Consider the following 14340-nt stretch of genomic DNA (forward strand, 5'->3'; position numbering starts at 1 on the left):
CGAGCGCGGAACATCGCGGCGTGCCCCTGAGTCATATGCGTTTCGTGCGCGTTTCGCTTGGTCCTTTGATCACTCGCGTTCTGTCATGATTGTTGCGGATTATTCTCCTGGCAGCGCTTCGCCGCTTGCCTGACCACGCGCGTTTCCGAGCTAGCCGATGCCGTTCTTCCCGCTTCGCCGCCGTCGTGCCGTTTTTGGCGCATCGTCCGACAATTTGCCCGCCGACCATTCGCTTCGATGGGTCGTGTGGCTGGCCGTGCTGCTCGTTGTACTGGCACTGCATTGGGCCGCCGGTCGATGGATGGAGAGGAACCGGAGCGCCTCGAATCCGGAGCCGGCTGAACATGTCCCGGTGCAGGTCGAGTTGCTGACGCCCAAGCCGATAGCGCAGGCGCCAACGCCTCCCGCACCGCCTCCGCCCGCACCCAAACCGAAGCCCAAGCCGGTGAAGCAGGCCGAACCCACACACGCCATCACAACAGCGCAAACTGAACAGGCTCAACAGGCAGCTCAGGCAGCTCAAGCGGCTCAAGCGGCTCAAGCCGAGCTAGCAGCCCAAGCAGCGGCTCAAGCCGCTGCGAAAGCGGCAAGCGACGCCGCGGCCTCTCAAGCAGCGGCGGCGGCCGCAGCCGCCGCAACCGGCGATAAATTCAGCGTCCCGCCCTCGGGCGAACTTCGCTACGACACGCGGATCAATGGCGTGATGAACCAGGTCGGCAATATCCACTGGATCAACGACGGCCAGCATTATGAAATGGTCGTGTCCATTCCCTTGCCGTTCGTCGGACCGTATGTATATTCCAGCAAGGGCCATATCGATGCTTTCGGCATTGCACCCGAGCAATACTCGGAGCAGCGGGGCCGGCGCGCCGCCGACATCACCGTCTTCGATCGCACCACGAAGCAACTGGTCTACACCAAGACGCCGAACAACCAGCCACTTGCCGATGGTGCGGAAGACCGCTTCAGCGTTGTCATGCAGTTGTCGAGTCTGGTGCGCGGTTCGCCCGACAAGTACAAGCCCGGCGTAGTTCGTCAATTCAGTGTTGCCGATAACGACAGCAACGAGATCTGGCCGATAGAAACCGTCGGCGATGAAAACGTCCAGACCGCCGACGGCAACGTACAGGCTCGCCATTTCACGCGCCTGCCCCGACGCGAGGGCGATCGCCGGCGTCTCGAAATCTGGCTCGCACCCGACCTGGGCTGGCTGCCGGTGCGTATCCTGCAGACGGAGCCGAACGGCATGCAGATCGAAATGCTCTGGCGCGGCAAGCTGCAGCCACCGTCGGCCACGCCGGGTCAATCCGGTGCAGGCACGCCGGATGCGTCTGAAGAAACAACAGAAACAACACCCGCCGCGCCTGGATCCGACAAACCCTGATATTGGTTCGACGGAACGCAGGCCGGGCCAAGATCAGGCAAACCCGGACGAAGACCCGAACGGGGTAAAGATTCGACGAAAAACTCCGTTAAACAGGTGACTTCGGAGCGTGCGCAAATGGGTGAGGATGGTTCGATCCCGAACTGAAACCGCATCCCAACGGGGCCAGTATGAAAGTGACGATTAACGGTATCGAAACGCGGTATGTTCTCTGCAACGAAGGCGGAGCCTTTGACTGACGCCGCTCATCATCTGTCGGGTGAGGCGGGCCCGGAAGTGGTTGAATAGGCGGGTGTAGGTAAGCGATTTGGTTGTACGTACATCGATTGAAGGGTTCGCGAGAGTCGCTGACGCAAACCCCGATTTCGATGTGAGAAAAAGCAGAATGGCATAGATTAAAACGATCACACTGATAGCTGCAGGCCGGCACGTTGCCGGTTGCCACTCAGGCAGACGAAAGTGGTGGCGGATTCAATCATGGATGCAAGATTCGAAATACTTGACGCGGCACATCTGTCCCCAGTAGAAGAAACACAGCGTTTCAGGGCACTTCTGGAAACATTTATGCGGGAGAATGTCTAACAAAGGTCCTCGATGGGCTTTCGGACTCAACGTCGAGGCCACCCCTTGAATTCCAACCCAAACGCTCAATGTAAGACGGTGAAACGCCTTACGGGCAAACAGGAATAAGGAGTGTCGCCATGCAAATGATCTACAACAGCCCTAACTATTGTGTAGTCGAATTCCCGCCGCAGGACAATCATCTCGCGATGAAAGCGGGGGGTTACGAGATCGTGGACAAGACTATGCAGCGCGAAATTTTCATTGATGGCGCGCTCGCGGCGCGTTTTCGCGAGCATGTCCAGAAGTTGATGCAGGAAGAACAATCGTTGGAGGACGTGGACGAGTTTCTCGGCCAGTTCGACATCTTGATGAACCAGCCGGTGATCCTCCACTAACTCCGGATCCCGGTTGTATCCTGACCAAGCGGTAAGAACGCCTAGCGACACCCTCCAAAACCCCGCCACCTTCGTGGCGGGGTTTTTTTGTTCATGAAGCTTGATTGGCCGCTGTTTTGGAAAGCGCCATAAGAAAGCGTTCGCGCCCTACTACAGATACAATGTTGGGCTATTTCAGCCTGTTTGGAGCCATGTCAATCATGAATCCGTCCGCTATCGTTGACGCATCGAAATCTGCCGCAGAGCGCCGCCCGTACACGCGCGGCGCAGTGTTGCCTGCCCTTTTGCAACAGCGGATTCTTATTCTCGACGGCGCGATGGGCACCATGATCCAGCGCTACAAACTCGACGAAGCCGCGTATCGCGGGGAACGTTTTGCCGATTATCCCCGCGATATCAAGGGCAATAACGAGCTGTTGTCGATCACGCAGCCACATGTGATTCGTGAGATTCACGACCAGTATCTGGCTGCCGGTGCAGACATTCTCGAGACGAACACCTTCGGCGCAACGACCGTGGCGCAGGCCGATTACGGCATGGAATCGCTGGCGGTTGAAATGAACATGCAGTCGGCGAAGCTGGCGCGCGAGGCTTGCGACAAGTACTCCACGCCGGACAAGCCGCGCTTTGTCGCGGGTGCTATCGGGCCGACGCCCAAGACCGCGAGTATCTCGCCGGATGTCAACGATCCTGCCGCGCGCAACGTGACCTTCGACGAACTGCGCCAGGCGTATTACGAGCAGGCGAAGGCGCTGATGGATGCCGGCTGCGATCTGTTCCTTGTTGAAACCATCTTCGACACCTTGAACGCAAAGGCCGCGTTATTCGCGCTCGACCAGTTGTTTGAAGACACGGGCGAACTGCTGCCTATCATGATCTCGGGCACCGTGACCGACGCGTCGGGGCGGATCCTGTCGGGGCAGACGGTCGAGGCGTTCTGGAACTCGCTGCGTCATGCGCGGCCGCTGACGTTTGGTTTGAACTGCGCGTTGGGCGCGGCGCTGATGAGGCCGTATATCGCTGAATTGTCGAAGCTCTGCGACACGTACGTGTCGTGTTATCCGAATGCGGGTTTGCCCAACCCGATGAGCGATACCGGCTTCGATGAAACACCCGATGTCACGTCCAGCTTGTTGAAGGAATTCGCGCAGGCGGGACTGGTGAATCTGGCGGGCGGGTGTTGCGGAACGACGCCGGAACATATCGCGGAAATCGCGAAGGCGCTGGCCGATGTGAAGCCAAGGAAGTGGCCATCGCATTATCGTGAAGCCGCCTGACTGCCTGACACGACGCCCGAGCCCTTCGACAAGACAATCACGCTGCACCGCCGCCCAGAGACACCATGACCGATCACACCATGCGCCTTTCCGGCCTCGAGCCGTTCAACGTCACCGACGGTTCGCTCTTCATCAACGTGGGCGAGCGGACCAACGTGACCGGATCGAAGGCGTTCTCGCGCATGATCCTCAACAACCAGTTCGACGAAGCGCTGGCCGTCGCGCGCCAGCAGGTCGAGAACGGCGCGCAGATCATCGACATCAACATGGACGAGGCCATGCTCGATTCGAAGGCGGCCATGGTCCGGTTCCTGAACCTGATCGCCTCCGAGCCGGACATTTCGCGCGTGCCGATCATGATCGACTCGTCGAAGTGGGAAGTGATCGAAGCCGGCCTGAAATGCGTGCAGGGCAAGGCAGTCGTGAACTCGATCTCATTGAAAGAAGGCGAAGAAGCATTTCGCCATCACGCCACGCTGATCCGCCGCTATGGTGCCGCGGCCGTCGTGATGGCCTTCGACGAAGAAGGCCAGGCCGACACCTACGAACGCAAGACGCAAATCTGCAAGCGCTCGTACGATTTCCTCGTGAACGAAGTCGGCTTCCCGCCGGAAGACATCATCTTCGATCCGAACATCTTCGCGATCGCCACCGGCATTGAAGAGCACAACAACTACGCCGTCGACTTCATCAACGCCACGCGCTGGATCAAGGAAAACCTCCCCCACGCGAAGATCAGCGGCGGCGTGTCGAACGTGTCGTTCTCGTTCCGCGGCAACGACCCGGTGCGCGAAGCCATCCATACCGTGTTCCTCTACCACGCGATCCAGGCGGGCATGGACATGGGCATTGTGAACGCGGGTCAGCTCGGCGTGTATCAGGATCTCGATCCCGAACTGCGCGAACGCGTGGAAGACGTGGTGCTGAATCGTCGCGAGGACGGCACGGATCGCCTGCTCGAAATCGCCGATAAATTCAAGACCGGCGCGGCGAAGAAAGAAGAAAACCTCGAGTGGCGCAACCAGCCCGTCGATCAACGCCTCGCCCACGCGCTGGTGCACGGCATCACGAACTTCATCGTGGAAGATACCGAGGAAGTCCGGGCGCGCATTGAAGCTGAAGGCGGCCGGCCGATCAACGTGATCGAAGGGCCGTTGATGGACGGCATGAATATCGTCGGCGACCTGTTCGGCGCGGGCAAGATGTTCCTGCCGCAGGTGGTGAAGTCAGCGCGCGTGATGAAGCAGGCCGTGGCGCATTTGATTCCGTACATCGAGGAAGAAAAGAAGCGCATGGCCGATGCCGGCGAAGACGTCCGGCCGAAGGGCAAGATCGTGATCGCGACGGTCAAGGGCGACGTGCACGACATCGGCAAGAACATCGTCTCGGTTGTGCTCCAGTGCAATAACTTCGAAGTGGTCAACATGGGCGTGATGGTGCCCTGCGCGACCATCCTCGCGATGGCGAAGGAGCAAGGCGCGGACATCATCGGCTTGTCGGGGCTGATTACGCCGAGCCTCGAAGAGATGGCCTACGTGGCGTCGGAAATGCAGCGCGATGATTATTTCCGCGGCAAGCAAACGCCGCTGCTGATTGGCGGCGCCACGACCTCGCGCGTGCACACGGCTGTGAAGATCGCCCCGCATTACGATGGTCCGGTGGTCTATGTGCCGGATGCGTCGCGGTCGGTGTCGGTGGCGTCGAGCCTGCTCTCTGATGACGGCGCGAAGAAATATCTCGAAGACCTCAAGACGGACTACGAACGCATTCGCACGCAGCACGCGAACCGCAAGGCGACGCCCATGGTCACCTACGCCGAAGCGCGCGCGAACAAGACGAAAATCGATTGGGCGAGCTATGAGCCGAAGAAACCGACGTTCATCGGACGCCGCATCTTCAAGAACTACGATCTCGCGGAGTTGGCGAACTATATCGACTGGGCGCCGTTCTTCCAGACCTGGGATCTCGCCGGTCCGTATCCGGCCATTCTCAACGACGAGATCGTGGGCGAATCCGCGCGGCGTGTTTTCTCCGACGGCAAGTCGATGCTCTCGCGCATCATCCAGGGCCGCTGGCTGCAGGCGAACGGCGTGGTGATGCTGCTGCCTGCGAACACCGTGAACGACGACGACATCGAGATCTATACCGACGATACCCGCACGCAAGTCGCCATGACATGGCGTAACCTGCGCCAGCAGACCGTGCGCCCGATTGTGGATGGCGTGCAGCGCTCCAACCGCTCGCTAGCGGATTTCATCGCACCGAAGGACTCGGGCGTGGCGGACTACATCGGCATGTTCGCGGTGACGGCGGGTTTGGGTGTCGAGAAAAAAGAGAAGCAGTTTGAAGCCGATAACGACGACTACAGCGCGATCATGCTGAAGGCGCTGGCGGATCGTTTTGCGGAAGCCTTCGCCGAAGCGCTGCACGCGCGGGTGCGTCGTGAACTATGGGGTTACGCGGCCGGTGAAACGCTCGACAACGCCGCCATGATCGAAGAAAAGTATCGGGGGATTCGTCCGGCACCGGGGTATCCGGCGTGCCCGGATCACCTGGTGAAGCAGGACATGTTCGACGTACTGCAAGCAAACGAAATCGGCATGACCGTGACAGAGTCGCTCGCCATGTTGCCCGCGGCCAGCGTGTCGGGCTTTTACATCGCGCATCCGGAAAGCACGTACTTTTCGGTGGGCAAGATTGGCGACGATCAGGTGGAAAGTTTCGCGCAACGCATGGCGATTTCGAAGAACGACGCCGAACGCGCACTGGCGCCCCTACTGTAGGCAAAAACCGGGTAGGCAAATACCGGGAATCACAAAGACGCAATATTGGCGAAGTCTATTACGGTTATTTTGACTTTCCTTACACTCGGAGGGGTGCAAAGGCCGTCTTGGCGGCGGTCACGCATTCCTTCACTCGTCACGGAGAAAGTCGAAAATGATCAAGCTGACGCCTGTCCTCGCCGTTGCTGTTGCTGTGCTGTTCACGTCGGGAAGTCCGGCTGCCTTCGCGCAGGGCAACGCCAAGCCGGGCACGGGCGCAAGCTCGAGCACCGCGTCGAGCTATTCGCCGCCGGTGGTGGAGCACAAGAAAAAGCCCCGCAAGCCGCGTGCGAAAAAAGGCGCGAGCGCGCCGGCATCCGGAGCCTCGCAATAACCGCGATTGGCGCCACACCCGGCTCCGTATTCATCGGAACAAAAAAACCCGCATCGGCGACGAGGCGGGTTTTTTTAATACTGACGCCATTGGTTCGCTTCAGCTAGGCCAATGAGCCAATCCCGCTACGTCGCACGAGGCTCACACGCCCCACAGGATGTCGCCTTCCGCCTCATGGGCGAGGCGCATCATGTCGAGGAACGGGTACGCGCGCTGCGCCAGACCGACCGGAATCTCGTGCGGTTCGTGGCCGGGTTCGCCTTCGTGGAAATGGCCGTCGTGTTCGGCGCGTTCCTGCTTGTCTGTCGCTACTGCAGACTCAAGCTTCTGGATGCATGCAGGCAGTTCTTCATGCGTAATGACGCCGCGCTCGCCAAGCCGCTTGCCAATGATGCCAAGCAGGTAATCAGCAAGGTTGTCGAGCATCTGCACGTCTGGTGCAGCTCTGGTTTTGAATGTGATCAGCATGGCAAGGTCCTTTCCCTTTTGTTGGCCTTTTGTGGCTAATGAGCGAGATGCGCCAAGCGTGGTAACAGCCCAGGCCACCACATCACACGCCGGCGTATTGTTTTAATTCCTGACTTGTTTCCCCGACTCGACCCTGATTCGACATATTAGCACCTGCTAAAATCCCGATTTACCCGAGCAAATGTTGCGTCGGTTACAAAACCCCGGTTCTGGCGGCATAGCCGTAACCGGCTCCGGCTATGCCTCCGGACGCGCATACGCAGTCCTGACCGAGCGTCCAGGGTCTTTTCCCGCGCCCGAACGGGCGTAATGGGTTGAAACTGTGCGGAAACAGTTGAGCACGCGTCATGTCGGCGTTCGACGCTCAAATCGCACGGTTTTCTCGCGTTGCCGGCGAACACGTGGATTAAAGCCAAGATGTCGAAGGAACGAAGCATCGCTGCATCGGACCAACAGCCCAATCACCGGATTTAAGAATCAGCATGCTGCCCGCACAAAAACACACACTCGAAACGCTGCTCGCCGACGCGGTCAAGCAGGTCGTACAGGCGTCGCAAGGCGCATCGGAAGCGAACTTTGTCGAGCCGGCCATCGTGCTCGAGCGCCCGAAAGTCGCGGCGCATGGCGATGTCGCATCGAACGTGGCCATGCAGCTCGCCAAGCCGCTGCGGGCGAACCCGCGGCAACTGGCGCAACAGATTGTCGATGCGGTGCTCGGTTTGGCCGCAGCTCAGGGTCTGGTCGACGCCGCCGAAGTCGCGGGTCCGGGCTTCATCAACTTGCGGCTGGCGGCATCGGCGAAACAGGCCGTGGTGCCGGCGGTTATTGTGGAAGGCGCGCGCTACGGCTACAACGCCCGCGACGAAGGCAAACGCGTGCTGATCGAGTTCGTTTCGGCGAACCCGACCGGGCCGCTGCATGTCGGACACGGCCGGCAAGCCACGCTTGGCGACGCACTGGCGAACCTGCTCGGCACGCAAGGCAACGCGGTGCATCGCGAGTTCTACTACAACGACGCCGGCGTGCAGATCGGCAACCTGGCCATGTCCACGCAACTGCGCGCCCGCGGTTTTGCGCCCGGCGACAAGGAATGGCCGGATAACGCGTACAACGGCGAGTACATCGCGGATATCGCACGGGGCTATCTGGCCGGCGCGACGGTCGCGGCCAAGGACGGCGCGCCGGTGACGGCGAAGGGCGATGTGGACGACATTGACGCGATTCGCGTTTTTTCGGTCGCGTACCTGCGCCACGAACAGGATCTGGACCTGACCGCGTTCGGCGTGGACTTCGACCAGTTCTACCTGGAGTCGTCGCTGTATAACGAGGGCCGCGTGCAAGCCACGGTCGACGCGCTGATCGCCGCAGGCAAGACCTACGAGCAGGACGGAGCGCTATGGCTGCGCACGACCGACGACGGCGACGACAAGGACCGCGTGATGCGCAAGTCCGACGGCACGTACACGTACTTCGTGCCGGACGTTGCGTATCACGTGGCGAAGTGGCAACGCGGGTTCACCAAGGTCATCAACGTGCAGGGCTCGGACCACCACGGCACCATCGCGCGCGTGCGCGCGGGGCTGCAAGGGCTTGGCATCGGCATTCCGAAGGGTTATCCCGACTACGTGCTGCACAAGATGGTCACGGTCATGCGCAATGGCGTGGAAGTGAAGATCTCGAAGCGCGCGGGCAGCTATGTGACGGTGCGCGACCTGATCGAATGGTCGGGCGGCATGACGCCGGGCGAGGAAGTCGCACCGGATCAGATCGATGAAGAGACCATTCGCCGAGGCCGCGACGCCGTGCGGTTTTTCCTGATCTCGCGCAAGGCCGACACGGAATTTGTCTTCGATATCGACCTGGCGCTCAAGCAGAGCGACGAAAACCCGGTGTATTACGTGCAGTATGCGCACGCGCGGATCTGCACGATCCTCGGCGACTGGAAGACCAAATACGCCGGTAATGCCGACACCCTGCCGAACGTCGATCTTTCGCCGCTCTCGAGCGAACGCGCGATGGCGTTGCTGAACAAGCTCGCCGAGTATCCGGATATGCTGTCGCACGCCGCCGACGAACTCGCGCCGCACGCGGTCGCGTTCTATCTGCGTGACCTCGCAGGCGAATTCCACTCGTTCTACAATGCGGAGCGCGTGCTGGTGGACGAAGATGGCGTGCGTAACGCGCGCATTGCATTGCTTGCCGCCACACGGCAAGTGCTCGAGAACGGCCTCTCGCTGATTGGCGTGTCGGCCCCCGTGAAGATGTAATTCCCGCGCCGGGCACTTCCGGCACGCCAGGTGTGTCATACGCCCGGCGTGCAGAAGTCACGCGGCACGCTTATGACGAGTGAAGACGGCTTGACGACGGGTGCATGATGTAACGCAACACCGCGCAACACAACCACGGGCCACGCCGCGCTTAAGGCCGCCGTTATAATCGACGGCCATTCAGAAGACTTTTTGCAGGTTATTCATACGATGGCAAAACCACGCAGCACGTCGAAGCAGTCGAAGCAAACCGGGGGCACCTTTCTCGGTATCGTGCTGGGCTTGATTGTCGGCCTTGCAATTGCAGTGATCGTGGCGCTGTACATCACGCGCGCGCCCACGCCGTTCGTCGCGAAGGTCGCGCCGGCTCCAGTCGACGCAGGCTCCGCGCCCGCCGCCACGGGCCAGCCGTACGATCCCAACCGGCCGCTCCAGGGCAAGACGCCCGGTCAGGCCGTGCCGCAAGCGGCACAGCCGGCGCCGCCGAACACCGCGCCCGGACAAACGAACAACCAGACACAGTCGTCGGGCATGCAGGACGAACCCGAGATCCTGGAAGTCCCCCCGTCGGCCGCGAACGGTACGGCCGTCGCACCGAAGCCGGCCACCGTGCCGCCGGTCGCGAATGCGCCGGGCGGCTCGTCGGGCGCAACGCCTGGAAAGAAACCGGCTGAGGCGCAGGCTTCGTCGACCGCCAAGGTCACGCCGCCCGCACCCGGCGACGTCAACACCGGCTATTTCCTGCAGGTTGGCGCGTACAAGACCGAGGCGGACGCAGAGCAGCAGCGCGCGCGCCTTGGCTTCCAGGGTTTCGAGTCGAAGGTCACGCAACGCGATGCGGGCAACGTGACATATTTCCGCGTACGGATCGGGCCGTTCACGAAGTTCGAGGACATGAACAACGTGCGTCAGCGTCTGTCCGACGCAGGCGTGGATACCGCCGTTATCCGCTTCTCCAAGCAGTGAGCATGCAGTGGAGCCCGCAGCCCGCGCGGCCTCTCATACAAGGCTGGCGCGGGTTGAAAAGCATGGCCGGCCAGCGGTTGATTGCGGCCCCGCCGGTCGCGCCCGGCCTGCGCGGCCCGTCCGGCTTAAGCGTCCTTTAAGCGTCGTGTGTTCCCCTTTCGCGTCTCCACGCCCTTTCTCGATCACTTTCTCGGTCATTATGAACAAACTCTTCCGCGCCCTCGCTCTCTCCATCGGCCTTGTAGCCGGCACCCTGGGCGCCGTGAATGCGGCGCACGCATCGCCGGCGGCGCCTGTCGCCGGCACCGACTATACGGTGCTGCAACCCGCTCAGCCCGTCGATGCCAACGGCAAGATCGAAGTGATCGAATTCATGTGGTACGGCTGCCCGCACTGCAACGAATTCGACCCGTACCTGGAAGCGTGGGTGAAGAAGCAAGGTCCCGACGTGGTCTTCAAGCGCGTGCCGGTTGCCTTCCGAGACGACTTCATCCCGCACTCGAAGATGTATCACGCGCTCGACGCACTCGGCCTGGCTGACAAGCTCACGCCCGCCGTGTTCAACGAAATCCACGTCAAGAAGAACTATTTGCTGACGCCGGAAGCGCAGGCTACGTTCCTCGCCACGCTGGGTGTGGACAAGAAGAAGTACATGGACGCATACAACTCGTTCTCGACGCAAAGCGACCTGCAACGCGACACCAAGCTGATGCAGGACTACAAGATCGACGGCGTGCCGACGCTCGCGGTGCAGGGCAAGTACGAAACGGGTCCGGCCACCACGAACAGCCTGCCGGGCACCATTCAGGTCCTCGACTTCCTGATCGCCCAGATCCGCGCGAAGAAGATGTAAAGGCGTGGGCGCCACTATGAAGGACACGCCGGGCAATGGCGTTACGCCGGCCCGGCTGAGAGTTTTCATCACCGGCGCATCCAGTGGCATTGGCCTCGCGCTCGCCGAGGAATATCTCCGGCGCGGTGCGGTGCTTGGCCTCGTCGCCCGTCGTGGCGACACTCTCGCGGCATTCGCCGCACGCTTCCCCTCCCATTCCATCTCGATCTATCCCGCCGACGTCCGCGACGCCGCCGCGCTCGGCGCCGCGGCGGCGCAGTTCTGCGCGCAGCATGGCGGCGCCGACGTGGTGATCGCCAATGCCGGCGTCAGCCGCGGTGCGCTGACCGGTCACGGCGACCTCGACGTCTTTCGCGACGTGATGGATATCAACTACTTCGGAATGATCGCCACATTCGAGCCGTTCGTCGCCCGCATGGTCGAGGAGCGGCGCGGGACGCTGGTTGGCATAGCCAGCGTGGCGGGCATTCGCGGGTTGCCGGGTTCGGGCGCGTACAGCGCGTCGAAATCGGCGGCGCTGAAGTATCTCGAAGCGCTGCGGGTGGAGATGCGGCCGAAGGGCGTGACGGTAGTGACCATCGCGCCGGGTTATATCCGCACCGCGATGACCGAGCACAATCCGTATCCGATGCCCTTCCTGATGGACGCCGATGTATTCGCCGCCAAAACCGCCGATGCGATCGCGAGGAAAGTCAGGTTTGCGACGTTTCCCTGGCAGATGCGCGTAGCCGGTGCGCTGCTGCATGTGGTGCCGCGCTGGCTGTATGACCGCGTGATGGAGAAAGCGCCGAGGAAACCGCGCGCGGGGGAATGATCGTCTGGAGCCGCGTGCGCAGCGAAGCCGTGAACGCTTCCACCAAAAACAAAGCCCGGCGCAGGAACTCGCCGGGCTTTGTTGATTTTCCTCGTCGCGCCAAGGCTATAGAACTGAACTAACCGCGCTTAAAACGCCACGAACGGCGAATTTCCGTTGGTCCCGAAACCGAAATAAACATATCGTCCGAAGAAAAACGGCAGGCCGAAGTCGAACAGCGTCGGGAACGAACCAATGCTGCCAGCCAATCCGTTAAGCGCATAGCTCGTGCCGCTGGCAGCCAGCGTCTGCGCGTTCTGGACCGTGAAATTCACCGTGCCCGTTACGCCATTCAACCCGGTAACGGTCGCAGAAAGCGCCGTCGCATTGGCCGGACAGTAGAAGTCGGTGAACGTCGACGTGCAGGCAGGCAACGAACTGTCGGTGAAGAACATACCGTTCGAACCCGAATCCACGATCGTCGTCACCGCCGAGCCCTTGTAGGTACCGGTCAGGTTGCCAAAACTCGTCGAGCGATACGACGTCGCGCCGGTCAGCGTATTGTTGCTCTGCGTGCCAATACCAAACACCAGCGTGCCCGTTACCGACGCCGCCGAGGTCGCCACCGGCGGCAATTGCACAATCACGCCGTTGTTGTCCACCGCGAACTTCGTGACCGGATTCACCACTTGCTGGGCAACCGGCACGCCAATGGCCGAGCAGTTGGTCCCGCCTGGGCACGAAAAGTAGTTGCTGGTCGCGGCGTTCGTGCAGGTCACGCCACAATCGGTCGCCGCCACGCCCACGCCGAGAATCCCGTTCGCGCCCAGTTGCCGCGAACTGCTCTCGTTGCTGCCGTTGATACAGCCGTTCAGCGGCACAGTGGAGTCAGGCAGATCGCCCACCACCTGGATTGGAATGCCGCTCGCGGTTTCGCCGCCAATCTTGACGTCGGCGGTACGCACGGTGCCCCACGTGAAGCCATCGGCGAATTGCGTGCATTCCGCCAGTTGACCATTGCTCGTCGACTGGGCCACCGGCAAGCTGCCGATAATCTGCGCCGCCTGGTCGCTTGCGAAACGCAAGCCGTACGAGCCGGTATCGACCTGGATGTTGTCGATGGTCTGGCAATTGCTCGTACTACCGGGCGCGCACACCGTCACCGATACGTTCGGGATATTGACGAAGTTCTGCGCGCCGGGACCCACGGTGATAGGCACCGTGTTCGCCGCCGTGGCTGCAATCGGCTGCGCGCTGGGCGTGCTGCTGGAACCACTGCCACTACTGCCGCTGCTACTGCTGCCGCCGCTGCTGACGGAACTGCTGCCGGAATCGCCTCCGCCGCCGCAGGCAGCGAGTAACACCGACACGCTCAGCACGGCAAGCCAGCGGAACAGGCCCGAACGCAGGCGCACATTGGACGAAAAAACCGTCGGACGCATAGTAGAAGTCTCCGTCCGTTATTGGATGTCGCTAGGGCTGACGCCGGCGGGCAAGGACTGCGGCAGGTAAGCCTGCCCGGCGAATGCGCCCATGTGGCCGCCGGAGCGGACCACCAGCGCGCTGCCGGCTACGCTGACGGGGCCGCGGCCGCCGCCGTTGGCACGCTGATTCTGGATGCCTTGCACATATTGGGGGAAATAGCTGCCGAGCAACGTCGGCAGATCGGGAATTCTGGGACCTTGCCACGCAATACCGAACACCACGCCATCCGAGCCCACGTACTCGTTCACGACCGTCCCGACGGCGAGCGTCGTGGTGCGAACCGTGTAGGAACCAGCCGTCGTGCGGGCGCCGGACGCAACCGCTGAAGCCGCCGCATGCGACACGGCGTTACTGACGGTGGCGCCGGCCGGCGGTGTCATGGGTGCGCCACCAAGGACAGCATAGGCCGGCGATATGGCGAGCAAGCTCAATGTCAGCCCTGCCGCCAGGCTGGCGAACGCGGATGCGCGTCGCGAGCTCAATGAAATGATCGAAGTGTTCACTTCGCCTCCCCGTTTCGATTATCTCAATATCCGCTATTTTGCCTTGTGCAATGTCCGCACCACAAAAGCACTCGTAATATAGCGCTGCCAGTATGCCAGCCGAATGAGTCGAAACAAGGAAAATGGCGCTTCGTACAAACGCGAATATTGAGGCGCGACAGGAGACGAACGGGACACGGACGCTGTAGGAGCGGGCTCGACGCCCAGTCGCCGGCAGATGCCGGCGACT

11 protein-coding genes and 1 pseudogene are annotated in these 14340 nt (G+C 61.3%); 9 read left to right on the forward strand and 3 right to left on the reverse strand.

The genetic code is table 11. The features are described from left to right. Window positions 1-157: 157 nt before the first annotated feature. The 5 genes and pseudogenes from AWB69_RS03090 (at window position 158) to AWB69_RS03110 (ending at window position 6776) form a co-directional block, all read left to right on the forward strand. Window positions 158-1384 carry a DUF3108 domain-containing protein gene (locus AWB69_RS03090; protein ID WP_062082027.1) on the forward strand — a complete coding sequence of 409 codons (1227 nt, stop codon included), beginning with the start codon at window positions 158-160 and terminating at the stop codon, window positions 1382-1384. 701 nt (window positions 1385-2085) lie between these two features. Next, on the forward strand, window positions 2086-2343 hold the full coding sequence (locus AWB69_RS03095; RefSeq protein WP_056358215.1) for a BTH_I0359 family protein: 258 nt from the start codon (window positions 2086-2088) through the stop codon (window positions 2341-2343). A gap of 200 nt (window positions 2344-2543) precedes the next feature. After that, entirely contained in the window at window positions 2544-3620 is a 1077-nt protein-coding gene (locus AWB69_RS03100) for a homocysteine S-methyltransferase family protein (protein WP_062082460.1), read from the forward strand. A 47-nt stretch (window positions 3621-3667) separates the two neighbouring features. Beyond that, window positions 3668-6403, forward strand: a pseudogene (gene metH / locus AWB69_RS03105) (methionine synthase); the annotation flags it as partial. 154 nt (window positions 6404-6557) lie between these two features. After that, entirely contained in the window at window positions 6558-6776 is a 219-nt protein-coding gene (locus AWB69_RS03110) for a hypothetical protein (protein WP_062082029.1), read from the forward strand. A gap of 141 nt (window positions 6777-6917) precedes the next feature. Here AWB69_RS03110 and AWB69_RS03115 read toward each other — a convergent pair whose 3' ends face one another. After that, on the reverse strand, window positions 6918-7244 hold the full coding sequence (locus tag AWB69_RS03115) for a DUF1840 domain-containing protein (protein WP_062082031.1): 327 nt from the start codon (window positions 7242-7244) through the stop codon (window positions 6918-6920). 482 nt (window positions 7245-7726) lie between these two features. Between AWB69_RS03115 and argS the strand changes: the two genes are divergently transcribed. The 4 genes from argS (at window position 7727) to AWB69_RS03135 (ending at window position 12144) form a co-directional block, all read left to right on the forward strand. Beyond that, window positions 7727-9511 (forward strand): arginine--tRNA ligase, encoded by a 1785-nt coding sequence (argS, locus tag AWB69_RS03120; protein WP_062082034.1) that lies wholly within the window; start codon window positions 7727-7729, stop codon window positions 9509-9511. Window positions 9512-9721: 210 nt separating this feature from the next. Further along, window positions 9722-10477 (forward strand): SPOR domain-containing protein, encoded by a 756-nt coding sequence (locus tag AWB69_RS03125; protein WP_062082036.1) that lies wholly within the window; start codon window positions 9722-9724, stop codon window positions 10475-10477. Between the two features lie 199 nt (window positions 10478-10676). Further along, window positions 10677-11330 (forward strand): thiol:disulfide interchange protein DsbA/DsbL, encoded by a 654-nt coding sequence (locus tag AWB69_RS03130; protein WP_062082039.1) that lies wholly within the window; start codon window positions 10677-10679, stop codon window positions 11328-11330. A gap of 16 nt (window positions 11331-11346) precedes the next feature. Next, window positions 11347-12144 carry an SDR family oxidoreductase gene (locus tag AWB69_RS03135; RefSeq protein ID WP_062082041.1) on the forward strand — a complete coding sequence of 266 codons (798 nt, stop codon included), beginning with the start codon at window positions 11347-11349 and terminating at the stop codon, window positions 12142-12144. Between the two features lie 128 nt (window positions 12145-12272). Here AWB69_RS03135 and AWB69_RS03140 read toward each other — a convergent pair whose 3' ends face one another. Both AWB69_RS03140 and AWB69_RS03145 read right to left on the reverse strand, forming a co-directional pair. Then, window positions 12273-13565 carry a DUF3443 domain-containing protein gene (locus tag AWB69_RS03140; protein ID WP_062082043.1) on the reverse strand — a complete coding sequence of 431 codons (1293 nt, stop codon included), beginning with the start codon at window positions 13563-13565 and terminating at the stop codon, window positions 12273-12275. A gap of 18 nt (window positions 13566-13583) precedes the next feature. Then, window positions 13584-14111 carry a DUF2844 domain-containing protein gene (locus tag AWB69_RS03145; RefSeq protein WP_407923009.1) on the reverse strand — a complete coding sequence of 176 codons (528 nt, stop codon included), beginning with the start codon at window positions 14109-14111 and terminating at the stop codon, window positions 13584-13586. Between the last annotated feature and the right edge of the window lie 229 nt (window positions 14112-14340).

Origin of the sequence: Caballeronia udeis, from assembly GCF_001544555.2 — a bacterium.
GTDB classification, from domain to species: Bacteria; Pseudomonadota; Gammaproteobacteria; order Burkholderiales; family Burkholderiaceae; genus Caballeronia; species Caballeronia udeis.